Annotated in this window: 25 protein-coding genes; 17 read left to right on the top strand and 8 right to left on the bottom strand. The window is 48.5% G+C overall.

The window, feature by feature from the left end; all coding sequences use genetic code 11:
* Positions 1–9: 9 nt before the first annotated feature.
* Positions 10–411, top strand: a complete 402-nt coding sequence (locus BMY75_RS04730) for a GNAT family N-acetyltransferase (RefSeq protein WP_074830499.1) — start codon at positions 10–12, stop codon at positions 409–411.
* 174 nt (positions 412–585) lie between these two features.
* Here the strand turns inward: BMY75_RS04730 and BMY75_RS04725 are convergent, their stop codons facing one another.
* Positions 586–2,064 (bottom strand): alpha-N-arabinofuranosidase, encoded by a 1,479-nt coding sequence (locus tag BMY75_RS04725; RefSeq protein ID WP_074830497.1) that lies wholly within the window; start codon positions 2,062–2,064, stop codon positions 586–588.
* 167 nt (positions 2,065–2,231) lie between these two features.
* On the opposite strand from BMY75_RS04725, the gene BMY75_RS04720 reads away from it, so the two are divergent.
* From BMY75_RS04720 to malQ, 4 genes are all read left to right on the top strand, one after another.
* On the top strand, positions 2,232–3,008 hold the full coding sequence (locus BMY75_RS04720) for a helix-turn-helix transcriptional regulator (RefSeq protein WP_242940165.1): 777 nt from the start codon (positions 2,232–2,234) through the stop codon (positions 3,006–3,008).
* A 1-nt stretch (position 3,009) separates the two neighbouring features.
* Entirely contained in the window at positions 3,010–3,738 is a 729-nt protein-coding gene (locus BMY75_RS04715; RefSeq protein WP_074830494.1) for a DUF8091 domain-containing protein, read from the top strand.
* 178 nt (positions 3,739–3,916) lie between these two features.
* Positions 3,917–5,599, top strand: coding sequence for a CotH kinase family protein (locus BMY75_RS04710; protein WP_074830491.1), 1,683 nt, complete (start codon positions 3,917–3,919; stop codon positions 5,597–5,599).
* 211 nt (positions 5,600–5,810) lie between these two features.
* Positions 5,811–7,328 (top strand): 4-alpha-glucanotransferase, encoded by a 1,518-nt coding sequence (malQ, locus tag BMY75_RS04705; RefSeq protein ID WP_074830488.1) that lies wholly within the window; start codon positions 5,811–5,813, stop codon positions 7,326–7,328.
* A 77-nt stretch (positions 7,329–7,405) separates the two neighbouring features.
* On the opposite strand, the gene BMY75_RS04700 is transcribed toward malQ, so the two are convergent.
* The 7 genes from BMY75_RS04700 to rsmA form a co-directional block, all read right to left on the bottom strand.
* The gene (locus BMY75_RS04700; RefSeq protein ID WP_074830485.1) at positions 7,406–8,818 is read right to left on the bottom strand and encodes a glycogen synthase; all 1,413 of its coding nucleotides are present in this window, start codon (positions 8,816–8,818) and stop codon (positions 7,406–7,408) included.
* A gap of 85 nt (positions 8,819–8,903) precedes the next feature.
* The gene (locus BMY75_RS04695) at positions 8,904–9,404 is read right to left on the bottom strand and encodes a hypothetical protein (RefSeq protein WP_139199710.1); all 501 of its coding nucleotides are present in this window, start codon (positions 9,402–9,404) and stop codon (positions 8,904–8,906) included.
* Positions 9,405–9,575: 171 nt separating this feature from the next.
* Positions 9,576–10,703, bottom strand: coding sequence for a glucose-1-phosphate adenylyltransferase subunit GlgD (gene glgD, locus BMY75_RS04690; RefSeq protein WP_074830479.1), 1,128 nt, complete (start codon positions 10,701–10,703; stop codon positions 9,576–9,578).
* Positions 10,704–10,721: 18 nt separating this feature from the next.
* Positions 10,722–11,924, bottom strand: coding sequence for a glucose-1-phosphate adenylyltransferase (locus tag BMY75_RS04685; protein ID WP_074830476.1), 1,203 nt, complete (start codon positions 11,922–11,924; stop codon positions 10,722–10,724).
* Between the two features lie 77 nt (positions 11,925–12,001).
* A complete protein-coding gene (gene glgB, locus BMY75_RS04680; RefSeq protein WP_074830473.1) occupies positions 12,002–13,975 on the bottom strand; it encodes a 1,4-alpha-glucan branching protein GlgB in 1,974 nt (657 codons plus the stop codon).
* 203 nt (positions 13,976–14,178) lie between these two features.
* Entirely contained in the window at positions 14,179–16,488 is a 2,310-nt protein-coding gene (locus tag BMY75_RS04675; protein WP_074830471.1) for a SpoIIE family protein phosphatase, read from the bottom strand.
* 70 nt (positions 16,489–16,558) lie between these two features.
* Positions 16,559–17,419 carry a 16S rRNA (adenine(1518)-N(6)/adenine(1519)-N(6))-dimethyltransferase RsmA gene (gene rsmA / locus BMY75_RS04670; protein ID WP_074830469.1) on the bottom strand — a complete coding sequence of 287 codons (861 nt, stop codon included), beginning with the start codon at positions 17,417–17,419 and terminating at the stop codon, positions 16,559–16,561.
* 274 nt (positions 17,420–17,693) lie between these two features.
* On the opposite strand from rsmA, the gene BMY75_RS04665 reads away from it, so the two are divergent.
* The 12 genes from BMY75_RS04665 (at position 17,694) to BMY75_RS04610 (ending at position 26,525) form a co-directional block, all read left to right on the top strand.
* The gene (locus tag BMY75_RS04665) at positions 17,694–17,894 is read left to right on the top strand and encodes a hypothetical protein (protein ID WP_074830466.1); all 201 of its coding nucleotides are present in this window, start codon (positions 17,694–17,696) and stop codon (positions 17,892–17,894) included.
* 353 nt (positions 17,895–18,247) lie between these two features.
* Positions 18,248–18,745: a 5-(carboxyamino)imidazole ribonucleotide mutase gene (gene purE, locus BMY75_RS04660; RefSeq protein WP_074830462.1), complete on the top strand. Its 498-nt coding sequence runs from the start codon at positions 18,248–18,250 to the stop codon at positions 18,743–18,745.
* Positions 18,742–19,395 (top strand): HAD-IA family hydrolase, encoded by a 654-nt coding sequence (locus BMY75_RS04655; RefSeq protein ID WP_074830458.1) that lies wholly within the window; start codon positions 18,742–18,744, stop codon positions 19,393–19,395. Before purE ends, BMY75_RS04655 begins: the two co-directional genes overlap by 4 nt.
* A gap of 68 nt (positions 19,396–19,463) precedes the next feature.
* The gene (locus BMY75_RS04650) at positions 19,464–20,885 is read left to right on the top strand and encodes an amidophosphoribosyltransferase (RefSeq protein ID WP_074830455.1); all 1,422 of its coding nucleotides are present in this window, start codon (positions 19,464–19,466) and stop codon (positions 20,883–20,885) included.
* Between the two features lie 50 nt (positions 20,886–20,935).
* Positions 20,936–21,976: a phosphoribosylformylglycinamidine cyclo-ligase gene (purM, locus tag BMY75_RS04645; RefSeq protein WP_074830451.1), complete on the top strand. Its 1,041-nt coding sequence runs from the start codon at positions 20,936–20,938 to the stop codon at positions 21,974–21,976.
* 119 nt (positions 21,977–22,095) lie between these two features.
* Complete coding sequence (locus BMY75_RS04640; protein WP_074830449.1) at positions 22,096–22,593, top strand: DUF2262 domain-containing protein; 498 nt, start codon at positions 22,096–22,098, stop codon at positions 22,591–22,593.
* Positions 22,594–22,606: 13 nt separating this feature from the next.
* A complete protein-coding gene (locus BMY75_RS04635) occupies positions 22,607–23,353 on the top strand; it encodes an alpha/beta fold hydrolase (RefSeq protein WP_074830446.1) in 747 nt (248 codons plus the stop codon).
* Entirely contained in the window at positions 23,350–23,805 is a 456-nt protein-coding gene (locus BMY75_RS04630) for a DUF5680 domain-containing protein (protein WP_074830443.1), read from the top strand. Before BMY75_RS04635 ends, BMY75_RS04630 begins: the two co-directional genes overlap by 4 nt.
* 10 nt (positions 23,806–23,815) lie before the next feature.
* The gene (locus BMY75_RS04625; protein WP_074830440.1) at positions 23,816–24,307 is read left to right on the top strand and encodes an SF0329 family protein; all 492 of its coding nucleotides are present in this window, start codon (positions 23,816–23,818) and stop codon (positions 24,305–24,307) included.
* The gene (locus BMY75_RS04620) at positions 24,304–24,786 is read left to right on the top strand and encodes a hypothetical protein (protein WP_074830437.1); all 483 of its coding nucleotides are present in this window, start codon (positions 24,304–24,306) and stop codon (positions 24,784–24,786) included. The genes BMY75_RS04625 and BMY75_RS04620 overlap by 4 nt, the downstream gene beginning before the upstream one ends.
* Before the next feature lie 20 nt (positions 24,787–24,806).
* Positions 24,807–25,430, top strand: coding sequence for a phosphoribosylglycinamide formyltransferase (gene purN, locus BMY75_RS04615; RefSeq protein WP_074830434.1), 624 nt, complete (start codon positions 24,807–24,809; stop codon positions 25,428–25,430).
* 144 nt (positions 25,431–25,574) lie between these two features.
* A complete protein-coding gene (locus BMY75_RS04610) occupies positions 25,575–26,525 on the top strand; it encodes a hypothetical protein (RefSeq protein ID WP_074830432.1) in 951 nt (316 codons plus the stop codon).
* The last annotated feature ends 26 nt before the right edge of the window (positions 26,526–26,551 follow it).

Raw genomic sequence — 26,551 nt, 5'->3', positions numbered from 1 at the left:
AGACCCGATATGGAGATAAGAGAGTACACAAACTACAACAGTGACGAGATACTCAGGCTTTATTCAGCTGTGGGCTGGACGGCATATACAGCCGACCCCGAGGCACTGCGAGAGGGGTACGATAATTCTCTGCTTGTGCTGGCGGCTTATGAAAATGATGAACTGCTTGGCATAATAAGGGCTGTAGGTGATGGGGCAACGATAGTATTCATTCAGGATATACTTGTTTTTCCCGACAAACAGCGGCAGGGTACGGGCACAGCGCTTCTGAGAGCCATTCTTGAAAGATATCCGCACGTAAGACAGATAGAACTTGTAACAGACAACACCGAAAAGACCGTTGCATTCTACAAGTCGATGGGGATGCGTGAATTTTCCGAACTTGGCTGCTGCGGATTTATGAAGTGCTGAGATAACGATAACACAAAAAAGAGCCGATGCGAGAAGTTTGGTTCTTTTGTTTATAAGCGATCATTTAAATATCTCTTCCCTGACAGTTACCGCTGGATTGCAGAACAAAGGCGCTTCCGCATATGCGGAAGCGCCTTTGTTTGGTTGGAATGTGTTTATTTGGAGTGTAGTCAGTTAATTAAGAGTGATCTCGACTACCGAGCAAGCGGGAAGCTTTACGGTCAGCTTGCTGTTTTCAAGCTTGACATCGTAGGGCTTGATAACAACTTTCTCGGGATCGTCAAAGGTATTGCAGGCATGAACGTCCTCGGTGAGGATGTTTGCTGCTGCCTTCTTTGCATCGAAATTACAGATATCGCAGCTGAGCTCGGCATCTTCGTCGATGGAGCAGTTTGCGAGTGTTATAGTCATAACGCCGTCCTTTACGGAAGCGGAAGAAGATATCATGGGAACGTTCTTGCCCTCACAGCAGTTCTCGTTATCGGTATGGCAGTATACGCACTCAGCATCCTGATGAGCCTTGAACATATCGAAAACGTGGAAGGTAGGTGTCTTGATCATCTTCTCGCCCTCGGTGAGGATAATAGCCTGAAGAACGTTGACTACCTGAGCGATATTAGCCATGATAACGCGCTTGCAGTGGCGGTTGAAGATATTCAGCTGCATAGCTGCAACGATTGCGTCACGCATGGTGTTCTGCTGATAAAGGAATCCGGGGTTTGTGCCGGGCTCAACATTGAACCAGTTGCCCCACTCGTCCATGATAAGACCTATCTTGTTATCGGGGTCATAGCGGTTCATTACCTCGGTATGACGTGTCAGCATAACGTCAACGTAGTTAGCCAGGTTGAGTATGGTATAGTAATCATTGGAATCGAATTCGGTGGAAGAACCCTTGTCTATCCAGTCGGGAACGTTGTATGCGTGGAAAGAGATACCCTTTACCTGGTCGGTGTTGAGGTTCTTCATCAGCACCTGAGTCCAGTTATACCAATCCTCTCCGCCGCCTCCGGGACCGCAGGCTACCTTGAAGAGCTCGTTGCCGCTGTAATTCTTGCAGTAGCTCTGGTACTGTCTGTACTGGTCGAGGTAGTACTCGGGGCGCATATTTCCGCCGCAGCCCCAGTTCTCGTTGCCTATGCCGAAATATTTCAGTTTCCAGGGCTTCTCTCTGCCGTTCTTCTTTCTCAGTTCGGACATGGGAGAAATACCGTCAAAAGTCATATACTCTATCCATTCAGCCATTTCCTGAACGGTGCCGCTGCCTACGTTGCCTGCAATATAGGGTTCGCAGCCTACCAGTTCGCAGAGTTCCATAAATTCGTGGGTGCCGAAGCTGTTATCCTCAACAACGCCGCCCCAGTTGGTATTTACCATCTTTTTACGGGAGGACTTTTCGCCTATGCCGTCTTTCCAGTGGTACTCGTCGGCAAAGCATCCGCCGGGCCAGCGGAGAACAGGCATCTTTATCTGTTTGAAAGCTTCGATAACGTCTTTTCTGATACCGTGTATATTGGGTATTGATGAATCCTCGCCCACATAGATACCGCCGTATATACATCTTCCGAGATGTTCGGAGAAATGTCCGTATATCTCACGGTTGATGTGGCCTGTCTTGTCATTGGCGTTAACAAGCATCTTAAAATTTTTCATTTCGGTATACCTCCCGTAATCAGTATTAAGTAATATGCGCGAACGTCCGCGCCGCGTTTCACAGTAATTACAATATAACATATTGACAAACCAAATACAATGACGTATAATATTTTTGTACTTACTTATCCTATGATTTGTATTATCAGAGAAAGGGGGCGGCGATATTGTTCAGGCTACATAATATGGGATTGGATATGCATCACACGGCAGATTTTTCCATCGAACGTCCCAAGGGCTCGGGGGATTGCTTACTTATCATATTCAAAACAGACGCTCTGCTTACCACCGACGGCAGGGATACCACCGTATCACCCGACACAGCGATAATATACAGCGAAGGTACCCCCCAGTACTATCGGGCGATATGCGGCAGTTATGTGAACCATTTCCTGCATTTCGGCATGGAAGATGGCGATGCTGATGAGCGCCTGATATTCGACAGACTGCTTACGCCGAGACGTGTCAGTGATGCTGAGGATATACTGCGTATGCTCAGCCGCGAACAGCTTTCCAAATCGCCGAACAAGGACGAATATTCATCTATGCTGATAAAGCTTCTGCTTATGAAGATATCCGAGGAATCGGACGGTGTCAGCGATGCACAGCTGAACCCTCATGCGGAGATACTGGACGGTCTGCGGGCGGATATATATGCGAACCCCGGTCAGTTCACCTCGGTGGCGCAGTTGGCTGAGAGGGTCAGGGTGAGCCCGTCACATTTTCAGCAGCTTTACCGCAGCAGGTTCGGGGTGAGCTGTTATGAGGACCTGCTTTCGGCGAGGATACGGACTGCCCAGTACTATCTTTCATCTACTGCTCTGACAGTGCGTGAGATAGCAAATCTATGCGGGTATGAGAACGAGGTATGCTTCATGCACCGCTTCAAGGAGCGGACAGGTACAGCCCCGGGAGCCTACCGCAGGCTGATAAACGGTAAATGATATGGACAAGCTGAGATTTGAAAATGCGCGTAAAAAGCTTCTTGAAAGCCCGCAGAGCAAGGGTATCGGTACACTGGCGGAAAAGACAGTCCACGCGGTGCTGAAAGAGTATTACGGCGGCGGTGAGGAGAACAAGGAGATACCTCTGGGCGGATTTGTGGCAGACGCTGTATCGGAAGACGGAGTCATCGAGATACAGACAAGGGCGCTTTATCGGCTGGAGCGGAAACTGGAAGCACTTCTTCCGCTGTGCAGGGTGACGGTGGTCTACCCGATAGAGGACAGGAAATATCTTCTGGATATCGACCCTGACAGCGGCGAGCTTGTATCAAGGAGACTTTCGCCGAAGCGGGTGAAGATATGGCACGGCATTGCGGAACTTTACGGCATACGGAAATATCTGGGAAATGATAACCTTACGATAAGGTTCCCTGTGCTGACGGTCGAGGAAACACGTATCCGTGCGAAAGGGAAAAAACGCCGTGCGGACAAGATAGATAAGATACCTTTGGAGATGACTGCGGAAGTCGTGATAAGGAGAAAAGAGGATATGGCGAAGCTTCTGCCAGAGAATTTGTCCGATGGATTCACGGCGGCAGAGTTTGCCAAGCTTTGTCGGGTGAATAATGATACTGCGGGGAAATGCATACGTGTGCTTTCTGTTATGGGGATAATCACCGAGTGCGGAAAGCAGGGACGGTGCAAGCTATGGAGAAAGACAGAGGGGTAATTATAGTAAACGACATTGAAATTGCCGCTTTGAGAACTTTGCAAAAGCATATATCGAACTTTTACTCGTTCTCAGAGTGCAATTTCTAATGATATATACTATAGGTATACGCTTCGGTCGGGGAACTGACCGATAACTTATAACTGATAACACAAGGTCAAAGAACGGAGGAATGAAAATGAAAAGACTGATAAGTGCTGCAGCCGCGGTGATGGTCGTTCTGACAATGGCAGGCTGTTCAAGCGGGAACACCGATGATAAGGAGAAGAAGTCTTCTTCTGCGGAAAGTGCTGCTGAGAACAAGTCAGATAACAAGTCGGGGGACGAAGATAACGATGGCGGCAGTGATACTCAGGACTTGCCCGAAGTGACCCCTGCCGCGGGGATAGCTACTATCTCAATAGTAACTGACGATGCAGGCGAAGCGGATTCACTTGATTTTATCACAAAAACGGTATCAGGTCATATATCCGAGCTGATAGCTTCCTGGGACGATGATTACGTAATTCCTCCAGAGCCTGTTTATAAGGAATGCAGCATAACTCTGTACGATGAAAATGCCAAGGCGGTATCCGCGGGACTTCGCGGAAACGTCAAGGTACGCGGCAACTGGACTACCACATATGACAAGAAACCTCTGCGGATAAAATTCGATGAAAAGCAGAGTATGCTTGGTCTGAATGACGGCGCAGAGATGAAAAACTGGCTGCTTCTGGCGGAGTACAAGGACGGTTCCATGCTGAGAGACAAGGCATCTTTACAGATGGCGAGGGCGATACTCGGTAAAGACGGGCTTTATGCGGCTGACACTCAGCTGGTGGATGTTATCGTCAACGGTAAATACTGGGGCGTATATCTTCTTACGGAACAGCAGCAGGTAAATCCTGACAGGGTCAATATAACCGATCCCGAAAAGGACTATGCGGGCACGGATATCGGCTACTTTATGGAGTTCGACGGATATTTCTATAACGAGGACGATCTGCATCAGTTTTACATGGATTACAACAGGAATGCACCTCTGAAGCCCTATGACGGCAACGGCGGCAGCGGCAGGACTATGCAGGTGCTGGGCAGCGGAGACGAGGAAGACCCGAAAAAAGAAGTCGGCATAACGATAAAAAGCGATATCTATTCTGTGGAGCAGCATGATTTCATCGCCAATTACACCAACAATGTATACAACATAATGTACCGCGCGGCTTACGAAGGTGAGGCATGGGTATTTGATGATAACTACAAGACTATCTCCAGATCGGACAAGATAACTCCGCAGGAGGCTGTAGAAAAAGTTGTGAATGTGGATTCCCTGGCTGATATGTACATCATCAGCGAGCTGACTTGTGACGCTGATATCTACTGGTCGAGTTTCTATATGGACGCTGATTTCGGAGAAGGCGGCGACAAAAAGCTGACTTTTGAAGCGCCCTGGGATTTCGATTCCGGTCTCGGAAACAAGGACAGATGCGCAGACGGTACGGGATACTATGCGGCAAATATCGTGCCCGACGTTAACGGCGGTGCAAACGGCGGCGGTGAGTATGATACCATCAACCCATGGCTGGCAGTGCTTATGTATGAGGACTGGTTCAGGGATATCATCAGTGCGAAGTGGACTGCGGCTTATGATGCGGGTGTGTTCACAGAAACTCTGGATGCCATAGAGAGCGACAAGGCAAAGTACAAGGACGCTTTCGAGCGCAATTACTCACGCTGGGACAATCTTGTACATAATGAATCTTTCGCAGGCGAGCTGACAACTAAAGCCCGCAAGTGTAAAACTCAGGAAGAAGCGGCGGACTATCTGCATGAATGGCTTTCTGCGAGAGTAGATTTCATGAATGGTGAGTGGGGTTCATAAGTCACTCGTTTCGTACAAAACTTATACCAAAATATACGATCGTATAATTTGGTATCACTTGGTATCGGTTCGTAAACTTTGGTAAGCCCCCGAATCCTTTCGCACAAAGCGTTACAAGAAATGCCCCGCGGTGGCTTTACATTTGCGCTGAAATATGATACAATGGTAATATCGAACAAGTGGAACAATCTTCTTTACGAGGTAATTTAAAATGAGAAAAAGCGGAATACTTATGCATATATCCTCACTGCCGAATGACTACGGCATCGGCAAGATGGGCAAAGAGGCTTATGAGTTCGTGGATTTTCTTGCACGCTCAAAGCAGAGCTGCTGGCAGATACTGCCTGTTTCTCCCACAAGCTACGGTGATTCGCCCTATCAGAGCTTTTCGATACACGCGGGCAACCCTTATTTCATCGACCTTGAGACCCTTGAGAAGGACGGATATCTCAAGCCTGAGGAATACAAGGACATCAAGTGGAGCGAAGACAAGGGCTCTGTGGATTACGGCACTATTTACGAGAATATCTTCAATGTGCTGAAAGCCGCGCACAAGCGTTTCCGCAAAGACCCTGCTAAGGGATATGTGAAGTTCGTGCTGGAAAACAAAAACTGGATATACGATTACGGTCTGTTCATGGCGCTGAAATTCGCCCACGGCGGAAAGGCTTGGTACGAATGGGAAGAACCGCTGAAAATGCACAAGGGCAAGGCTGTAAAGCAGGCGGCTAAGGACTATGCCGATGATATCGACTTCTGGTGCTTTGTGCAGTACGAGTACTTCAAGCAGTGGAAGAAACTGAAAAAATACGCCAACGACAAAGGTATAAAGATAATCGGCGATATACCGATATACTGCGCTTACGACAGCGTTGAGGTATGGGCGACCCCTGAGTATTTCTACCTTGACAAGGAAAAGAAACCCATCGAAGTTGCGGGCTGTCCCCCCGATTGCTTTTCGGAGGATGGTCAGCTGTGGGGCAACCCCCTGTACCGCTGGGACTACATGGCTAAAGAAAAGTATGTCTGGTGGATCGAGCGTATACGCACGGCTTTCGAGATATACGACACGGTAAGGATAGACCATTTCCGCGGATTTGAAAGCTACTACTGCATACCCTACGGCGCACCGAATGCGAGAAAGGGTCACTGGAGCAAAGGACCTGATATGAAGCTTTTCAAGGCGGTCAACCGCAAGCTGGGTGAGCTGGATATAATCGCAGAGGATCTTGGATTCCTCACAAAAAAGGTAGTAAAAATGCTGGAAGCAGCAGGATATCCCGGAATGAAGATACTGGAATTCGCATTTGACGGCGACAGTTCAAACGGATATCTCCCTCACAACTACAGCACATCAAACAGCATATGCTACACAGGCACTCATGACAATGAGACTGCCCTTGGCTGGATAAAGAGCTGTGATAAAAAGACAGCGGATTTCTGCAAGAAGTATCTGAATGTCAAGAAAGACACAGACATACCATGGGCGCTGATAAGGCTGTGCTGGTCAAGCGTATGCGATACGGCGATAGCACAGATGCAGGATATTCTGGAGCTGGATTCCTCGGCAAGAATGAACACGCCTTCAACTGTTGGTACTAACTGGAAATGGCGTCTTGAAAGCGGAGAACTTCTCACCGACAAGCTGAGCGACAAGCTGGCAGAGCTGACGGAGCTTTACGGCAGAGCACTGCATGCGGAGAAGAAAAAAGACAAGGCGGGAGAATGATCCAAGCCTTGTAAATAATAATACGAACGTGGAAAGAGCGTATGCAACCTTATGCATACGCTCTGTTTTCGTGGTTTTTAGCTTATTTCTTCATAGAGTCTTATATACTCCTTGGCGGAGCGCTCCCAGCTGAAATCCTGCTTGAATGCGGTGGATACCAGTCGCTCCCAGCGCATTTTATCATCGTAGTATGCTCTTGCACGTACTGTTGCATCTAGCATATCCTGAGCATTGTAGGTCTTGAAGGTGAAGCCGTTGCCGTTTTCGCCCCCTGCGTCCCTGATGGTATCGCGGAGACCGCCTGTTTCACGGACTATTGGTATGGTGCCGTATCTCAGGGCTATCATCTGGGCAAGACCGCAGGGCTCGCTCTGGGAGGGCATCAGGAACATATCTGCGCCTGCATATACTTTTCTTGAAAGCTCGGGTACAAATCCAAGACGCAGACCTACTCTGTCGGGATAGCGGTAGTGCATCTCGGTGAAGAAGTCTTCGTATATCTTTTCGCCCGAACCAAGTATTGCGAACTTATAGCCGAGACGTATCATATCCTCAAAGACGTACTTTATGAGGTCAAGACCCTTATGGGAAACGAATCTTGTTACGATGCCGATGATAGGCTCTTTGCCCGATGCTATGCCGAGCTCGTCGCACAGGGCTTTTTTGCAGACCAGTTTGCCGAGTCTGTCATTAAGGCTGTAATTGCGGGCGAGATTCTTGTCGGTGGCGGGGTCATAGATGGTCTGGGATATGCCGTTTAAGATACCGCTGAGTTTATACTGGTGGTGTACAAGTTCTCTGTCGAGGGAGTGGGAATACCAGGGGTCGAGTATCTCCCATGCATAGCTGGGGGAAACTGTTGTCACGCGGTCGCTGACTTCGATGGCGGCTTTCATGAAGTTCACATCGCCGTCATAGCTGAGCATATCGGTATGATAGAGAGGTATGCCCATGAGGTCATTTATGAGTTCAAGACCGTACTGACCCTGATACTGGATATTGTGTATGGTGAATACAGTCTTGATATCCTCATAGCCCTGCTGGTAGCGGTAGAATATATCGTAATAAACGGGTACCAGTGCGGTCTGCCAGTCGTTGGCGTTGATGACTTCGGGTTTGAAGTCGATGAATTTCAGAAGTTCGAGAACGGCGCGGGAGAAGAATATATATCTTTCTGCATCATCGTAGAAGCCGTAGAGACCGTTTCTGGCGAAGTAGTATTCATTATCCAGCAGATAATAGGTCACGCCGTTTTCAACGCCTGTGAAAACTCCGCAGTACTGGTTGCGCCATGCAACGGGTACGGTAAAATTAGTTACGTAATTCAGTCTGTCTTTGAGTTCCTGACGGATGCTTCCGTAAAGGGGCAGCACCACGCGGCAGTCATTTCCGAGAGCGTTCAGGGCTGCGGGCAGGGAGCCTGCTACATCTGCGAGACCGCCCGATGCGGAATAGGGAAGTCCCTCGCTGGCTGTATAGAGTATCTTCATAGTATCACCCTCCTTTTGTGTAAGTGATAGGTAAGTCATAGTTTTGAGGTCTGCTTGGGGAGATTTGTTTTGTGCTGATATGTGTTTAAAACTTATTTGAGAAAGTATCAAACATTTCCGAAAACTCAGCTTTCTTTTCCTGCGGCATATCATTATACGAATCGATGATAAGCTTTTTCAAAGCAGGTGGAAATGAGTTTGTATGATAGTTATACATACTTAAAAGTATGGCTTCTGTCAGGCTGTATCCCATTGGTGTTTTCCTTTGGGTCATCATTGTGACTGTATGGGTATCATCGAAATCATAACAAGTTGACCATACACAAGCCTGAAGAAAATGGTCGCCTTTATTATTTATAAGTATATCCATGCCCATATCAAAAGCTTTTGCAGATGAACGCTTCATGAGTTCATCAAGTGCATAAGGCACGCCTTCAATATATGCCATATCTTCTATGAATTCAACTAGCTCATCATCGGATGACCGTTTCATAAGTTCTTCAAATGCTTCGCCTATCTTATCGAGAGCTTCTGTTTTCTCGATGATACCATATAGCTGAGCATTTGTATGATTCTTTAGTTCCATATCTTCACACATTTAAAATATTTTATGCTGCGAAATAACGCAGACACTCCCGCAAACCTGTTTTTATTAGCGAAAACGCACGGCACCGACCGACGGCGCCGTGCGGCACTTTCTTTTTTATTATGATTATCTTTCTGATGCACCGTTATATAATGGCGGGTCAGCTGAGATTTAGACTTTCGCGCCCTTGGATACGTACATCTGGTATTCGGCGGAGCTGGTGAGAACGTGCTTGGGGGCTACGGTAACGTCCTTATCGGTGATGACATAGTTCATCTGTGCGCCGTCGCCTACTACTGTGCCCTGTCCCAGTATGCAGTTCTTGATCTTTGCGCCCTTGCCGATCTTTACACCTCTGAACAGCACGCAGTTTTCAACTTCGCCCTCGATTATACAGCCGTCGGCAACGAGAGAATTCTTCACGATGCAGTTGAGGTCGTACTTTGCGGGAGCGTTATCGCTGACCTTGGTATAGATAGATCTCTTGGGAACGAAGAGCTTTCTTGCGTTCTCGGGATCGAGGATATCCATATTTGCCTTGAAGTATGTATCGGTGGAATTGAGCTTGCTGAAATAGTACTTATACTCATAAGCCATGATTTTCAGCTCACTGCATCTTTCCTGAAGTATATCTTTCTCGAAAGAAACTTTGCCCCTTGCTATGGCGTCCTTTATCATATCTACCATGAACTCCATGCTCATGACGAACATATTCAGGCTGCAGGTGCAGGTGCCGCTGAGTTCGGGCTGGATCAGCACGCTGGTTACCTGTCCTTCTTCATTTGTGTTCAGGACGGTAGCGGTCTTCAGGTCTTCGGTGGTATAAGGTCCTGTATGTGAAACTACGGTTATATCGGCACCTGTCTCGATGTGCTTTGCCACTATGGGCTTATAGTCGATATTGGTTATAACGTCGCAGTCAGTCAGTACCACATACTTTGCGGTGGAATGTGTGATGAAATTCATCGCGCCGTAGATAGCTTCTATCCTGCCTCTGTAAAGTGTGCTTTCAACATTGCCGAAAGGAGGAAGTATATAAAGTCCGCCTTTCTTTCTTGCCAGATCCCATTCTCTTGCGCTTCCCAGATGGTCAAGCAGTGACTGGTAATTGCTTTTTGTGATAACGCCTACCTCGCAAATGCCGCTGTTTACCATATTCGAGAGTGGAAAATCTATCAGGCGGTATCTTCCGCCGAACATTACAGAACCCATAGTCCTGTTCTTTGTCAAATCGCCGAGAGTCGTGTCGTGCATATTTGCGAATACAAGACCCAGTACATTACCCATATTAACTTCCATTTTACTCGGTCTCCCTTCTTACATATTTTCGTAGATTATCGCCTTTGGCACAACGTTGCTTCCGTCGGATATGGTCAGGTTATGACCTACAACGGCTACGCCCCAGCTGTCTTTATCCTCGATAGTCTCGGGTCTTGCGCCTATCTGGCAGTTTTCACCGATGACGGAGTTTTCACCTACGATGGCATACTCGACCTTAGCGCCTTTCTTTACAACAGCGCCGGGCATGAGTATTGAGTCATATATTACGGCGCCCTCTTCAACGATAACGCCGTCGGAGATCATAGAGAATTCGACTGAACCGTCAATGACACAGCCCTCTGTTACCATGCAGTTCTGTATCTGGGCATTTTTGCCGATACTCTGGGGAGGGAAAATGGGGTTTCTGGAATAGATCTTCCAGTTGGGGTCATAGAGGTCTATGGGGATATTTGGATTGATAAGATCCATATTTGCTTCCCAGAGGGACTCGATGGTTCCGACGTCCTTCCAGTAGCCGTCAAAGCGGTAAGCTACCAGCTTTTCGCCTGCTTCTCTCATATCGGGAATGATATTCTTGCCGAAGTCCTTGGAAGCGGTCTCGTCCTCTTCGTTGGCGATGAGGTAAGCTCTGAGCTTCTCCCATGTGAAGACGTATATACCCATGGAAGCCAGTGTGGATCTGGGTACCTTAGGCTTTTCTTCAAAGTCGATGATATTATCGTCATCGTCTGTTATCATGATGCCGAATCTGGAAGCCTCATGCTTGGGAACATCAAGCACGGCTATGGTAGCTGCTGCGCCCTTGGATTTGTGGAATTCCAGCATCTTGTTGTAGTCCATCTTGTAGATATGGTCACCTGAGAGTACTACTACGTACTCAGGATCGTATCTGTCGATGAAGCCGATATTCTGGTAGATAGCGTTTGCTGTACCCGAATACCAGTCAGCGCCCGTAGCCTTCTGATAAGGAGGCAGTACGTGGACACCGCCGTGAACGCGGTCAAGATCCCAGGGCTGACCGTTGCCTATGTACTCGTTAAGTACGAGAGGCTGGTACTGTGTGAGGACACCAACTGTGTCTATACCTGAATTTATGCAGTTAGACAGAGGAAAGTCGATGATACGGTATTTTGCGCCGAAAGGCACTGCGGGCTTTGCAACGTCCTGGGTCAGGGCGTAGAGTCTGCTGCCCTGGCCGCCCGCCAGAAGCATAGCCACACATTCTTTTTTGTTGAACATAAATTTTCACCCACCATATAATTTTTTCTATTGGTCTCTGTCCCGCTGTTATGATGGCGGGACAGTTTTATGCTTATTTATTCTTTTTCTGTTTCTTTGTCCGATTTTTTCTTATCGGAGCTGTGCTCTGCCTTTTTGGCAGATGTTTTTTTCTTTTCGCCGTCCTTTTTTACTTCAAAGTACAGGCAGGCGAAGGGCGGTATATCTATACATACCGACTGTTCAAAACCGTGCATGGGAACGTCCTCGGACTTTACCGTGCCGTTGGTCATGGGTGCGCCGTCGGGGGAGGCAGAGTTGAATACCTCGGTATACTTGCCCTTGTAAGGCACGCCGAAGCAGTAGCTCTTTCTCTCAACGGGGACGAAGTTGCAGAGCACGATGACTTCGTTTGCGTCCGCGTCGAAGCGGCGGAAGATTATGATGCTCTGGCGGAAATCGTCATTAGCTATCCAGCTGAATCCCGACCAGTCGAAGTCCTTCTGCCAGAACTGGGGATGGTCAAGGTAGAAGCGGTTCAGGCGCTTTGAGAAAGCATGGTAGTTGCGGTGGTTCTCGTATTCGTCAACTAAGAACCATTCAAGACCGTTCTCGTAGTCCCACTCGCGGAACTGAGCGAACTCGGTGCCCATGAACATCAGCTTCTTGCCGGGGTGAGCCATCATATATGCGTTGAACAGCTTGCACTGCTCGAACTTTTTATCAACATCGCCGCCGTACATCTTATTTACCAGCGACGCTTTGCCGTGTACTACTTCGTCATGGGATATGGGCAACACGAAATTCTCCGAGAAAGCATAGAAGAAGGAGAATGTCAGCATATCGTGATGGAATGCTCTGTCTATTGGGTCATAGCTCATATATTTGAGCATATCGTTCATCCAGCCCATGTTCCATTTGAAGTTGAAGCCCAGACCGCCGTCGGTGACGGGCTTGGTTACCATCGGCCATGCGGTGGATTCTTCGGCTATCATCAGTGCTGTGGGGCATCTGGAGAATACTGCTGTATTGAGGTCGCGCAGGAACTGCACTGCTTCAAGGTTCTCATGTCCGCCGTAGACATTGGGAGTCCATTCGCCGTCACGTCTGTCATAATCGAGGTAGAGCATGGAAGCTACCGCGTCAACGCGGAGACCGTCGATATGGTACTGTTCTATCCAGTAAAGGGCGTTGGAGATAAGGAAACTCTTTACTTCGCCCCTGCCGTAATCGAACACTCTTGTACCCCATGCGAGATGGTCGCGCTTTTTGGGGTCGGCATACTCATAGCTTGCGCCGCCGTCAAATTCAAACAGACCAGCTTCGTCGCGGGGAAAATGTGCGGGTACCCAGTCGAGTATGACGGATATGCCTGCCTGATGGAAAAGGTCGATCATCGCCATGAATTCATGGGGAGTGCCGAAACGGGAGGTAGGAGCGTAGTAGCCTATGCCCTGATATCCCCAGGAACCGTCAAATGGGAATTCAGCCAGGGGCATGAATTCGATATGAGTATATCCCATATCCTTGAGGTAGGGGATTATGGTTTTTGCGAATTTGGTGTAGGAATAGTACACGCCGTCATCACAGGATTTCCATGAGTTCAGGTGAACTTCGTAGATATTCATTGGGCAGTTGTAAACGTCCTTGGTCTGGCGTTCTTTCTGCCACTTTTCATCTTTCCACTTGTAGCCGTCGATATCGAATATCTTTGAGCCTGTCTGGGGCTTCAGCTCCATATGTGTGCCATAGGGGTCAGCTTTGCAGCGGCGTTTGCCGTCACAGCCTACAATACTGAATTTATATGTATCAAAGGTCTTTAAGCCGGGAACGAAAGCTTCCCAGACTTCGGACTTTTCAAGCTGCTGCATGGGTGTTGCGTTGTCGTTCCACTCATTGAAATCTCCGACCAGAGAAACAGCGCGTGCCTTGGCAGCCCATACTCTGAAATAATAACCGTCATTTCCGTCTTTTGTGCCTTTATGGCAGCCGAGAAAGCGGTAGGTCTCGTAGTTGGTGCCGTTATGGAAAAGGTATAGAGGTATCTCATATTCCTGAGGTATTTTATCCATGAAAACTCTTTCCTCCTTTTTAACAAGGCATAGCTATGCCTTTTTTATATATCTATTTTAACTCTTATTTAACAGTTTTGCAAGGGGTTTTGTAGATTTTTTCAAGTTCCTACATATTTTAAGTAGACGGTTTGTGCATATAGTATATGACGTTAATAAAAAATGTCGGATTTATACACTAAAAGGTACAAATGTATACATAATTAATCTTTACGCATACCTATCCTCACTGCGATTATTGTCAGGTCATCGGCTTTCGCACCCTGTCTTCTGTCGAGGACGATACTGCCCAGACGGTTGACAAGTTCGGTGATATCACAGTCGTTCGCTTCTGCGGCTGTCTGTGCTATCAGCTGTGCGGAGTCTTCGTCCGCACCGTCGGAATTCATTATGATGATATCGCCGTCGAAAAGCTTTATCTCGCTTTTATTCGGGGGACAATCAGACAATATGCCTGCGGGGAATGAGGTATCTCCCAGTGGCACAACTGCGCCGTCACGGCAGAGCCTGCTGTTCACTGCCCCCGCTTTAAGCAGGGAAGCCCGCCCTCCGCAGAGGTCGAGATGCAGGATATCCATGGTGGCGAAGCTTTCCTCCCAGCCCTTTACACGGAGCATCGAGGATACGAGCCTGTGTACTGTGGTCAGGGAAAGTCCCGATGTGAGAAGCTTGCGGCTCAGGCTGACGGTGAATGAAGAATCCAGTCTTGCGCGTTTGCCTGTGCCCATGCCGTCGGACAGGAGTATATATTTCTCACTGCCGCCCACATCGAATATATCGCAGGTATCTCCCGAATACTCGCCGCTGGCAGATGCCGAGAAAACTGCGGCTTCTGCTGTAAATAGGGGGAGTTCGGAGAAAGATATCCTTGTGATGCCGTTTTCGCCCGTGATATCGGGGAGAGCCATATCGCAGTCGAGTATAGAGGATACCGCGGCTGTGAGCCTTGCAACATCTCCTGAAAAACCGCCTTTGATAAAGGCATCGGCTTTTCGGCAGAGGTCTTCGTCGATATAGACACACACCTTTGCGCCCTTATATCCCATGACTGCCAGCTGTTCCCGCACGCTTTCGGAGAGCCCTGTATCTATGGACTGCACCCGTGACGAGCGGTAGGACAGGTCGGAGAGGATATCCTCCATTGAAAGGAGCTGGTCCGTAAGCATGGTACGGAGCTCTCTGATGCGGATATTCTCGGCTTTGTCCCGCAGGATATGCCTTTCTAGGTCGTTGAAAGCTTCGGCAAGAAGCCGGGGTCTGTCACAGCAGCAGACTTTCTGCCTTACCTGTTCATCGGTGACGGTATCACCGCAGTCGAGAATGTTTTGCAGAGAATCGAAGGCACTTTCGGTGCTTTCGTTTTTCTCGAAGCAAAGCCGGTAAGATGGGCAGTCGGTACACACGCAGCGCTTCACCTCGGAGGAGGCTGTGCGGGATGCGGTGTTTCTGTCCATAGTTACTGTGACCATGTCAAGGCGGCGCCTTATCTCACCGAGAGTTCTGCCTGCCATTGAAAGCCTGGCGGCGGTGGTATGACCGATGAGCTCGGGAGTGCTCCGGAAGCCCGATATGCGTTTGCCGAAACGCTTTATCTTATCTGCAGGAATGATAAGGAACAGGAGCGAGCCTGTTACGATATCTGCGAACATATGGTATGTATCGCCGTTTACCCCTACTGCCACAAGGCTTATCAGGGAAGTCATGAGAAAGCTCATGACGGCTGCAAGTCTGCCGAAGCGGACGAAAACGCCGCATATCAGGCCTGCTGTCGCCAGAAGCAGAGTGTTCCGCGCAAGGCTTGGGTCGCTGACCAGCACACCGCAGGCGGTAAGTGCGCCTATTACTGCGCCGCCGAAACTGCGATATCTTCTTGATGCTTGCAGGAGTATGAATGCGCCCAGTGTTCTGCCGGGGTTCAGGGTGAATATATTTACCGAGGCGAATATGCTCACCACCATTATGAAGAACATTCCCGCGAACATACCGTTCATGCCTGTGAGGTCGAATACTCCGCTGTGTTTGGCGTTATCCCGCACCGACATGGTGATGAATACGGTACAGCCTGCCAGCAGGGAATTTATCATGCGCATGGACGCAAGGTAGAGATCGCTCGGCATGGCGGCGGTAACTACGCAGGAGAACAGCATGAGCACTCCCGACACCACAAGTGAGCGGTAGACAGGTTCTTCCCGCCTGTCTTCAAAGGGGTCGATAAAGTGTATGGCTGTTATCACAAGCACGGAGCATATCTGCACTATGCCTGCTTCGAGACCGCGGTTCAACAGGAAAGCCAGCAGCGTCCCGAGGAAAACGGAAGGTGAGTAGTCACCTGCCAGAGATGCTGCTGCGCCGCACATGAAAGAGGGGAAGCCCAGCGTGACAGAAAGACCTGTCAGCAGACCGCCCGCAAAGGCAACTATGCGGCTTGTCCATTTACGTGCTTTCGTCGTTCTTTTTGATAACTGCTTTTTATCAGCAGGAACAACGGCGGTGGTTTTTAGATTAATAAGCATATTTCTCACGTCCCAAAAATAGAATATCTGAAAATATTCTATCATCGGTTACGCGGGAAAAATGTCGCATTTACGTGAGTTTTTTCAGTTCCTCGCTGAAACGCACAAGCTCTTCCATGGATAGCTGTTCGGGACGTACATTTGCTCCGAGACCGCTGTTTTCCACGGCGGCTGTGACTGTCTGCTTATCGGTGCCGAGACCTGCGGAAACGGAGTTCACCAGGGTCTTTCGGCGTTGAGAGAATGCCGCTCTCACCATTTTGAAGAAAAAGGCTTCATCGGTAACTCCCTCGGGGGTGGTATCGTTGATATCGAATCTTACAACGCAGCTGTTAACGTTGGGGGCGGGCATGAAGCTGCCGCGGGAGACGTTGAAGAGTATCTTTGGCTTTGAGAAGTAATTCACGGCTACGGTAACTGCGCCCATATCCCTTGTGCCTACGGGTGCACAGAGGCGGGTGCCTGCTTCTTTCTGCACCATTACGGTTACGGAACGTATCCGCAGACGCTGTTCGAGAAGCATCATGAGTATGGGTGAGGTTATATAGTATGGAAGATTCGCACATACAGCGACTTCCAGCCCGTCGAATTCTTCTTCGATGAGTTTGTGCAGATCGACTTTCATGACATCTGCATTGATTACCTTGACGTTGTCATGTTCCGCAAGGGTCTCTTCAAGCACGGGGATAAGGCGCTCATCTATCTCGATGGCGACCACCTTATCGGCACGCTTTGCAAGTTCGTTGGTAAGCACGCCTACGCCTGTGCCTATCTCTATCACACCGAAGCCCGGCTTGGCGTTGCCCATCTCGGCTATGCGGGGGCAAACCGAAGGGTTTACCAGAAAGTTCTGCCCCAGGGCTTTTGAAAATGTAAAGCCGTGGCGCTGCATGACGTCTTTTATAACGCCTATATTCGATAGATTATCCATTATTTTCTCCCCGTTTATCTTACAGTCCGCCTGCCCTTATCGGGTGACGGCTGATAATGTATTTCTTGCGTTTTATTTTCAGAATTCGACAGTAAACAAAGTAATTTGTTATTTAAGTTAATTTTCAGCTATAAAACGATAATATAATTTTAACATATAAGCGTCATTAAGTCAATAGGTATTAGCATTATTTATCGAATATGGGGCATACTTATGAACAGATGAATTAGGTCGGTTTTAAAGGGGATATTAAACCGACCGAAGGAGGATGGGTATGTATAATTTCGGGTTTTATGCAAACGAAGAGATGTCGGCGAGAATATGTGAAAGTGCGGAACAGCGCGGATTTTCGGGGGCTGACGGCGATGGAATACGTGCGGCACAGAGGTTCTGCAAGGGGCGAACAGGTGCTGATGCGGCGAGGGAGATGTCCGCGGGAAGCCTTGCAAACAGGGCTGCTGAGGTCTTTTATTAAAAGTGTGTTTTGTTATTTTACACAAGAAATCTTTTTATAACCTTAACAAATTCTATATGGAAAACTGTTGAAATTATCCCGAGAATATTGTACAATATTTATATGATATCGGGGGGACGACCCTCCCTAAAAGCCGCATGGCGCAGGACAGGAGTATCGTATGATGTATTCGGGGATATGTAAAGATTCAAAAGCTTTATATTCCATGGGCGGAGCGACCGATGGCTGCCGCTTTATATCATCACACTCTAAGTACACCTATGCGCACTGTAAAAGTAACAAGTATGACCAAATTTGAAACTGCAACGCAATAGCTGCAGTTTTTTTTGTTGAAGAAGGAGTTTGATGCTGATATGAAGAAAGTAGCAGTTATCATGGGTTCTGACAGCGATTTTCCTGTGGTATCAAAGGCTTGTGCCGAGCTGAAGGCTTACGGTGTGCCTTATGAATGTCATGTGATGAGCGCCCACAGGACACCTGCCCTTGCTGCTGATTTTGCGGACAAGGCTAAGGGTAACGGCTTCGGCGTTATAATATGTGCTGCGGGAATGGCTGCACATCTGGCGGGAGTTATCGCAGGACACACTACGCTGCCTGTTATCGGTATCCCCTGCAAGTCCAGCAATCTTGACGGTCTGGATGCTCTGCTGGCTACGGTACAGATGCCCAGCGGCATACCTGTTGCCACTGTCGCTATCGACGGTGCGAAGAATGCGGCTCTGCTGGCTATACAGATGCTGGCTCTCTCAGATGACGGCCTGGCTGCAAAGCTGGAAGCTGCAAAGGCTGAGATGATCGAGGGCGTAAAGGCTAAGGATGCTGCTTTGCAGGAAAAGCTGGCTTCACTGTGAGCAGATACAAGTTCCTGCTGTTCGATCTGGACGGAACGCTGATGGATACTGCACCGGGCATATTCAGCTCGGTGAGATACACCATGGAAAAGATGGGGCTTGAAGAACCTTCGAATATGAGACGGTTCTTAGGTCCTCCGCTGTTTCGGTCCATGAAGGAATTCTGCGGGCTGGACGATGAGCGGGCATGGGAAGCGGTGAGAATATATCGCGAGAAGTATCCTGTGGACGGGCTTTTCGATTCGGAAAAGTTTGACGGCGTTGAGGATATACTTAAAGACCTTGGGGACGCGGGATACGTCCTGGGAGTTGCAACCAGCAAGCCTGAGCCCTTTGCGAAGAGTCTTCTGGAGCATTTCGATATGGCGAAGTATTTCACATTTATCGGAGGTTCGGGAGTAGACGGCGCAAGGGACACCAAGCGCGAGGTCATCGAGTACACGCTGGAGAATCTTGGCGTTACGGACAGGGACAGCGTGCTTATGATAGGCGACAGGCTCCATGATATCCTTGGAGCCAAGGAATGCGGGCTTGACAGTATGTATGTGCTGTGGGGCTACGGCAGCAGGGAAGAAGCGGAAGAATGCGGGGCTCCAACGATAGTGGACACACCTGCGGACTGCCGCGATCATATACTTTCACAAAAATGATGAATAACGGATATTGCGGAAAAAAGGCGGATATCCGATAAAAATTAAGGTATCGGGAGATTTGATTTATGGGCGGATTTTTTGGCGCAGTGTCAGCTAACGACTGCATACAGGACGTTTTCTTCGGCACTGACTATCATTCACATCTGGGCACAAGAAGAGGCGGCATGACCGCTTATGCGCCTGAGATAGGTTTTCAGAGAAACATTCACAGCATTGAGAACTCACCTTTCAGAACAAAGTTCGAGAAAGACGTTGAATCCATGCGCGGCAAGGTCTGCATAGGCTGCATAAGCGATACTGACCCTCAGCCTATAATGGTAAGATCAACCATGGGTCATTATGCAATATGCTCCATAGGTGTTATACATAACGCAGAGGAGCTTTCAAATGAGTTGCTGATAAACGGCTGTGCAAACTTCGAGACCATGAGCAGCGGTGCTATCAATTCGGCAGGACTTATCGGTGCGCTGATAGCTCAGAAAGACAGCTTTGTTGACGGTATACGCTACGCTCAGGAGAAGATACAGGGCACTATGTCTCTGGTCATCATGACCGAGGATTCCATAATATGCGCAAGGGACAAGGCAGGCAAGCTGCCTATCATCATCGGTGAGAGGTCTGACGGCTACTGCTTCTCCTTTGAGGATTTCGCTTATCAGAAGCTGGGCTACAAGACCTGCCACGAGCTGAAAGCTGGCGAGATACTGAAGCTTACAAAGGACGGCTACGAGATACTCTCCGAGGGTACAGACGAAATGAGCATATGTACTTTCCTGTGGACATACTACGGTTATCCCAATGCCAACTACGAGGGCGTAAACGTTGAGGGCATGAGGATTCGCAACGGTATGATAATGGCGGAGAACGATATCAAGAACGGCAGACTGCCCGATGTTGACTACGTTTGCGGCGTGCCTGATTCGGGTACTCCCCACGCTATCGGCTATGCCAACAGGAGCGGTATCCCCTTTGCGAGACCCTTTATCAAGTACACTCCCACATGGCCAAGAAGCTTTATGCCTACAAATCAGTCCATGAGAAACAAGGTAGCTAAGATGAAGCTGATACCTGTTCACGAGTTCATCGAGGGCAAGAAGCTGCTGTTCGTTGATGACAGTATCGTAAGAGGCACACAGATGAGGGAGACAGTTGAATTCCTTTATGAGAACGGCGCTAAGGAAGTACATATGAGATCAGCCTGTCCCCCTATAATGTACGGCTGCAAGTACCTGAACTTCTCAAGAAGCACCTCTGAGCTGGAGCTCATCGCAAGGCAGATAATCGACGAAAACGAGGGTATCGAGGGTGTTAAGTACATCAGCGAATACAGCGATACCAACACTGAGAGAGGCAAGTATCTCAGAGATGAGATATGCCGCAGACTGAAGCTCACTTCGCTGGAATTCCAGTCTGTAGAGGGCACAGTAAGGGCTGTGGGCAGACCCGAGTGCGGTCTTTGCACATATTGCTGGAACGGCAAGGAATAACATTGGAAACAAGTTAAGTATATGACGTATATGACCGAAAGGAAGTATTTATGAACAAGAACAGTTATTCAAACAGCTACAAGGATGCAGGCGTTGACGTTACTGCAGGCTACAAGGCAGTAGAACTTATGAAGCAGTACGTAGGCAGAACGGTTACCAAGGGCGTTCTCGATGGTATCGGCGGCTTCGGCGGACTTTTCGAGCTGGATATCACAGGCATAAAGAAGCCTGTTCTGGTATCCGGCACTGACGGCGTAGGCACCAAGATCAAGATAGCTTTCCTGCTGGACAAGCATGACACCGTGGGCATCGACTGCGTTGCTATGTGCGTTAATGATATCATCTGCTGCGGCGCTAAGCCCCAGTTCTTCCTGGATTATATCGCCTGCGGAAGAAATATCCCCGAGAAGATAGCAAGCATAGTATCCGGTGTTGCTGAGGGCTGCGTTCAGGCAGGCTGCGCACTGGTTGGCGGTGAGACTGCGGAGCACCCCGGTCTTATGCCTGAGGAAGAGTACGATCTGGCAGGATTCTCTGTTGGCGTTGTTGACAAGGACAAGATACTTGATCCCACCACACAGAAGCCCGGCGATGTTATGATCGCTATAAAGTCCAGCGGTGTACACTCCAACGGTTTCTCACTGGTAAGAAAGGTATTCGATGTTAACGAGGAAAATCTGGCTAAGCACTATGACGAGCTGGGTACTACTCTGGGTGAAGCTCTGCTGACACCTACACGCATCTATGTTAAGGCTATCATGAGCCTGCTGGATGCTGTAAAGGTAAAGAGCATCTCTCACATCACAGGTGGCGGATTCTACGAGAATATCCCGAGAGCACTGCCTAAGGGCATTTCTGCTCAGATCAAGAGAAGCGATGTTCAGGTACTGCCTATATTCGACCTTATCGCAAAAACAGGCAATATCCCCGAGAGAGATATGTTCAACACCTTCAACATGGGCGTTGGTATGACTGTTGTTGTTGACAAGGCTGACGCTGATGCGGCTATCGCTGCAATAAAGGCTGCTGGCGAGGATGCTTATGTTCTCGGCGAGCTGGTCGAGAGCGACATGGGCGTTATCATCTGCTGATATAGCAAACGACATTGAGATCGCTTGTCGGACTCTTACTATAATAGTCTTTCGGCCACTCGGTACAGTTGTGCCGGGTGGCTTTTTTAAACAGGACGAAAACTCGGAGGTGTAATGACATGATAGAACTGAAAAGACAGGACAGCGAGGATTGGCCCTTTGTATTCGATACCGAACTTTGGGGCGAAAAACTTCATGTAGAAGTGAACATGGAGGACATCGATGTGACTGATGACACCGCATCGGAGATACTTCCCGAGGTGGAAAGGGCTGTGGCATTTGTCAACAGCCACAAGGCAGAGATAATCGCTGCACTGATAGATGACGGTGCGCTGGATCTTGCTGATGACTGGGCGGCTTCGGCGGAAGAAGACCCCGATGAGGAAAACTGCTACATAATGGAAGATGGTCAGAAAGTCAGGACACCAATAAGCGAGGAAGTATTCAGAGATATGCTGCATATCAACGAGGCTGGGCTGGAGTTCTATGATGATATCGAAGAGATAAGCAATATACAGCTTTATCTGACCTGTGACCCCGATATTTTTGCAGGCCATGCCTTTGATGTTCGCATAGACAGCGAGGGCAACATAGAGGTATGCGGTCTTTGCGGCTAGTAGTAAAAACACTATGAAAACGGTCATTTTCGGGAAGAAAAACATCGAAACAGTTATGCTTCTCCACGGCGGCGGGCTCTCATGGTGGGGGTATCGCCGAGCGGCGGAGATACTTGCGGAGCGTTATCAGGTGGTTTTGCCCATACTGGACGGTCACGCGGGCAGCGACAGGGATTTTACTTCCATCGAAGCCAATGCGGCTGAGATAATTGAGTTTATCGACAATGAACTGGGCGGCAGAGTGAAGCTTCTGGGCGGGCTTTCGCTTGGCGGACAGGTCACTCTGGAAATGCTGGCGCAGAGGGGAGATATCTGCGAAAATGCGGTCATCGAGAGTGCGCTTGTGATACCATCGCAGGTGACAGCGGCGCTTTTGCCCTCATCACTGAAAATGAGTTACGGTCTTATCAAAAAAGAGTGGTTCGCACGTAAACAGTTCGCTTCACTGAGGATACCCGATGAGCTTTTTGAGGATTATTTTCGCGACACCAAGGAGATAAGCCTGGAAAACATGACGGCTTTCCTGACTGCGAATCAGAAGTATGAGCTTAAAAGTTCGGTGAAAGAGACTTCTGCGCGGGTGTATGTTTTCGCGGGCGGCAGGGAGATAGGCTCGGTGAAGCGCTCGGCAGAGTTGATACACAGTTCTGTGAAAGATATTGCTATCGAGATACTTGACGGGCTGTATCATGGAGAATTCTCCATGAGATACGCGGAGAAGTATGCCGATAAGATAATGGATATCTGCGGAGGAAAATGACAGTGGATAAGTTTGATAGTCAGGTAACTGATTTTCTGATAAGGGCGAAAAAAGCCACATATGCGGGCAAGGGCGGCGAATCGGAAAGTTCCCGTCCTGCTTCCCATGATTTGCAGTACAGCGAGGGTGGGCTTACCTACATAGACACTTATCTCGGCGGAGAAAGATTTGCTGGCGAGGAAGCTTTGTGGCATGACGGTGAGCCTTTCTGGGCGATGAATTACGTCGGCAGGGTAACAGGCGAAAATTTCAGCGGAGATTTTCTGAAAGAGGCATTGCTGAGAGTTCGCGCAGATAAGCCATTCAGAGGACCCGAGCGTTTTGCGGACGGCGGGTATGTATACGAATGTGAAGTCAGCGGTGACACAAGCTGGTTTAGCGGACGTGAGATAATTTCCCTGAACGGCGTGCAGATATATGAATGTCTGTTCCACGGCGGAAGCATAAAGTGAGGAGGGCATTATGCCGTTTACAAAAATAAAGAAAAGGCTGGAGAGCGAGTTCCTTGCACCCTCACTGCGGGGGCGGGTGACTTACTTTGCCACATCTTACAGCAAATGTCCCGACCATGAGGGCAGGGCGGCGATTCGTGTTGACGGCGTTGAAGTCTTCAAGAGCGATTATTTTGAGCGCATGATGATACACTCACAGAAATATCATGAGCTTGAAGAAAGCGGCAAGGGGCTCCACGAAAGCTGGATGCAAGCCTTTGACGAAGCTGAAAAGGCTGGCGGATTTGATCATCATGTTTTTTACCGCGCCTTTGATATGTTCGCTTCACAGCCTATTGAGGAGAGTCTGAAAAGCGAGTATCCTCTGGTGAGGATATTTGCGATACTTGACAGGCGAACGGGTAAGCGCAGACTTTCTGCCATGGCAGAGGAAATGGAGTCCGCACCGCCGTATATAAAAGTATTCTACAAGCTGAGATGCGAAGCGGAGGGCTTATCGTGAAAGAATTCGACAACAGGAAGTCGCTGAAGACATTCTGGCACAGGCACGGGCATCAGATCATAGGTCTGTTGGTACTTGCGGTGGTGATAATTATCGGGATCATCGGTTACAGGGAGACTCACCCGAAAGCGCCGACATATAATGAGATGCTCGGCATAGATGATATGCATCTCAGCTACAAGGTCGATACCAAGGGATTTGACGGCGAAATGTTCATATACAGCGTGTATTTCAAAAAGGACGTGACCCAATCTGATACAGATGAGCTGAACAGCCGTATCAGCAAACTTACCGAGGATTACACCGAAGAAAATTACTATGGGTATATCACGCTTCTTGAACCCGACGGCAAAAAAGCCGAGATAATGCTTGATCTTGGCAACGCTGACGATGATCGAATGATAAAGGGCATACTTGAAGCTTTGGACGGCATGAAAGGCATTAAAAAAGTTGTTATAAACGAGGAAGCAGAATACTGATCGTGAAAGGAAGTATCATTATGAAAAATATAGTTGTACTGGTCTCCGGCGGCGGGACTAATTTGCAGGCGCTGATTGACGCACAGGAAAGAGGAGAGATAAAGGGCGGCAGGATAAGCTGTGTAATATCCTCAAAGGAGGGCGCTTACGCTCTTGAAAGGGCGGCTAAGGCGAGTATACCCTCTGTGGTACTGCCGAGGAAAGAGTATGCTGACAAGAAAGCCTACAGTCAGGCTATACTTGAAGAACTCAACAGGCAGAAAGCCGACCTCGTGGTGCTGGCAGGATTCATGATAATACTGGACGAGGTAGTCACAAAGGCTTATCCTTACAGGATAATCAATGTTCACCCTGCGCTGATACCCTCATTCTGCGGTGAGGGATTCTACGGGCTGAAAGTTCATGAAAAGGCTCTGGAATATGGTGTCAAGGTCAGCGGTGCGACTATACATTTCGTTAACGAAGAAGCCGATGCGGGCGCGATAATACTCCAGGGTGCTGTGGATATCGCCAACGATGAGACCCCCGAAAGCCTGCAGAAGAAGATAATGGAAAACGTGGAGTGGAAGCTTCTGCCCAAGGCAGTTTCGCTGTTCTGCGAGGACAGGATAACTATCCGCGACGGCAAGGCTTACGTGGACTAAGTGAACTATCTGAAAAAAATAGTGATAATTCTCCGCTATGACTTGCAATTGTCGGGAATTTCTGCTATAATATATAGTTGAGGTGGTGGGCGTACATCACCTTGGGTTAAAAATGGAAAAACACATACTGATAATTAATATGATATGAACGAAAAAATTAATAATAGGATAGCAGGTATATTACCGAAGAAGAAAAAGTATCTGATACTTATAGGGATATATTTACTGTGCTTAGTGATCACCACGGTGCTCAACCCATGGAGTATACAGGTGACATACAGACAATATTACGGGACTTGCACCCATTACTGGACGGAGTATTACGATCCTGTGGATAGCTTTTACACCGATTTGGTGGATATTAATGCTCCCAGCCAGCTGATAAAGGACGTGCCGCACTTGCGATTTATCGCACGACACCTGTTGACTCTGGGTATGGCAGATTTCTACACGGTCTACGGCTTTTCTAATGAAGTGGATGTCAGTGTTGTGTTTTATTCTTCTGAGATATCGACCGGGTACTGGCGCTTTTGGGGAACACTCTTCTTTCCTGTCATAATGATGCTGAAGGCTTTTATCATGAAACGGTGGTTTGCCAAAGAGAAGGACAGGGTAGAGCTCGGTGAGCCGAAAAAGCATAGATTCAAGCTTTTGTACTACCGTTCGGAGAACTTTGCGGCTGAGATAGTGGCGGACAATATCGCCTTTATTGTCACAGGAATACTGATCAGGGCGGCAAGCGAACTCAGCGAGCTTCGGCTGGGTCCTGAAGATCAGCTTTCAGGATCCGCCGGGACATTTTTCTGGGTAATGCGGGTATTATTTTTCCTGCCATGCTCTATTCCCTACAAGGTCATGGAAATTCTGGTGGAATTTTATCGCAATTTCACTTTCGGGTTGTTATGGTGTGCACCTAACAGCGGGCTTGTACCATGGCTGTTATTCCTGATAGTGATGCCGCTGCTGAGCCTGATCGCCATAGCGCTGCTGGAACTGTTTTTAAGGCTGGTGTGCAGGCTGTATGAGATGATCTTACTGGCATTGAGGAGAATATCCAATAAACGTACAAGGCTCGTTTATAAACATAATCAGTGATAAGCAAATACATTAAGGAGGTCAAA

This window comes from Hominimerdicola alba (assembly GCF_900109655.1).
GTDB lineage: Bacteria > Bacillota > Clostridia > Oscillospirales > Ruminococcaceae > Hominimerdicola > Hominimerdicola alba_B.
This window is presented reverse-complemented; position numbering and strand designations above follow the sequence as displayed.

Excerpts from the sequence above, each read along its gene's own strand:
- BMY75_RS04695 (WP_139199710.1), bottom strand. The coding sequence starts at position 9,404 with ATGGAACTAAAGAATCATACAAATGCTCAGCTATATGGTATCATCGAG.
- BMY75_RS04665 (WP_074830466.1), top strand. The coding sequence starts at position 17,694 with ATGTATAATTTCGGGTTTTATGCAAACGAAGAGATGTCGGCGAGAATA.
- BMY75_RS04710 (WP_074830491.1), top strand. The coding sequence starts at position 3,917 with ATGAAAAGACTGATAAGTGCTGCAGCCGCGGTGATGGTCGTTCTGACA.
- BMY75_RS04725 (WP_074830497.1), bottom strand. The coding sequence starts at position 2,064 with ATGAAAAATTTTAAGATGCTTGTTAACGCCAATGACAAGACAGGCCAC.
- BMY75_RS04625 (WP_074830440.1), top strand. The coding sequence starts at position 23,816 with ATGCCGTTTACAAAAATAAAGAAAAGGCTGGAGAGCGAGTTCCTTGCA.
- BMY75_RS04700 (WP_074830485.1), bottom strand. The coding sequence starts at position 8,818 with ATGAAGATACTCTATACAGCCAGCGAGGGACTTCCCTATTCCGCATCG.
- glgB (WP_074830473.1), bottom strand. The coding sequence starts at position 13,975 with ATGGATAAAATACCTCAGGAATATGAGATACCTCTATACCTTTTCCAT.
- malQ (WP_074830488.1), top strand. The coding sequence starts at position 5,811 with ATGAGAAAAAGCGGAATACTTATGCATATATCCTCACTGCCGAATGAC.
- glgD (WP_074830479.1), bottom strand. The coding sequence starts at position 10,703 with ATGGAAGTTAATATGGGTAATGTACTGGGTCTTGTATTCGCAAATATG.
- purN (WP_074830434.1), top strand. The coding sequence starts at position 24,807 with ATGAAAAATATAGTTGTACTGGTCTCCGGCGGCGGGACTAATTTGCAG.
- BMY75_RS04630 (WP_074830443.1), top strand. The coding sequence starts at position 23,350 with ATGACAGTGGATAAGTTTGATAGTCAGGTAACTGATTTTCTGATAAGG.
- BMY75_RS04635 (WP_074830446.1), top strand. The coding sequence starts at position 22,607 with ATGAAAACGGTCATTTTCGGGAAGAAAAACATCGAAACAGTTATGCTT.
- BMY75_RS04685 (WP_074830476.1), bottom strand. The coding sequence starts at position 11,924 with ATGTTCAACAAAAAAGAATGTGTGGCTATGCTTCTGGCGGGCGGCCAG.
- BMY75_RS04730 (WP_074830499.1), top strand. The coding sequence starts at position 10 with ATGGAGATAAGAGAGTACACAAACTACAACAGTGACGAGATACTCAGG.
- BMY75_RS04715 (WP_074830494.1), top strand. The coding sequence starts at position 3,010 with ATGGACAAGCTGAGATTTGAAAATGCGCGTAAAAAGCTTCTTGAAAGC.
- rsmA (WP_074830469.1), bottom strand. The coding sequence starts at position 17,419 with ATGGATAATCTATCGAATATAGGCGTTATAAAAGACGTCATGCAGCGC.
- purM (WP_074830451.1), top strand. The coding sequence starts at position 20,936 with ATGAACAAGAACAGTTATTCAAACAGCTACAAGGATGCAGGCGTTGAC.
- BMY75_RS04610 (WP_074830432.1), top strand. The coding sequence starts at position 25,575 with ATGAACGAAAAAATTAATAATAGGATAGCAGGTATATTACCGAAGAAG.
- BMY75_RS04675 (WP_074830471.1), bottom strand. The coding sequence starts at position 16,488 with ATGCTTATTAATCTAAAAACCACCGCCGTTGTTCCTGCTGATAAAAAG.
- BMY75_RS04640 (WP_074830449.1), top strand. The coding sequence starts at position 22,096 with ATGATAGAACTGAAAAGACAGGACAGCGAGGATTGGCCCTTTGTATTC.
- purE (WP_074830462.1), top strand. The coding sequence starts at position 18,248 with ATGAAGAAAGTAGCAGTTATCATGGGTTCTGACAGCGATTTTCCTGTG.
- BMY75_RS04650 (WP_074830455.1), top strand. The coding sequence starts at position 19,464 with ATGGGCGGATTTTTTGGCGCAGTGTCAGCTAACGACTGCATACAGGAC.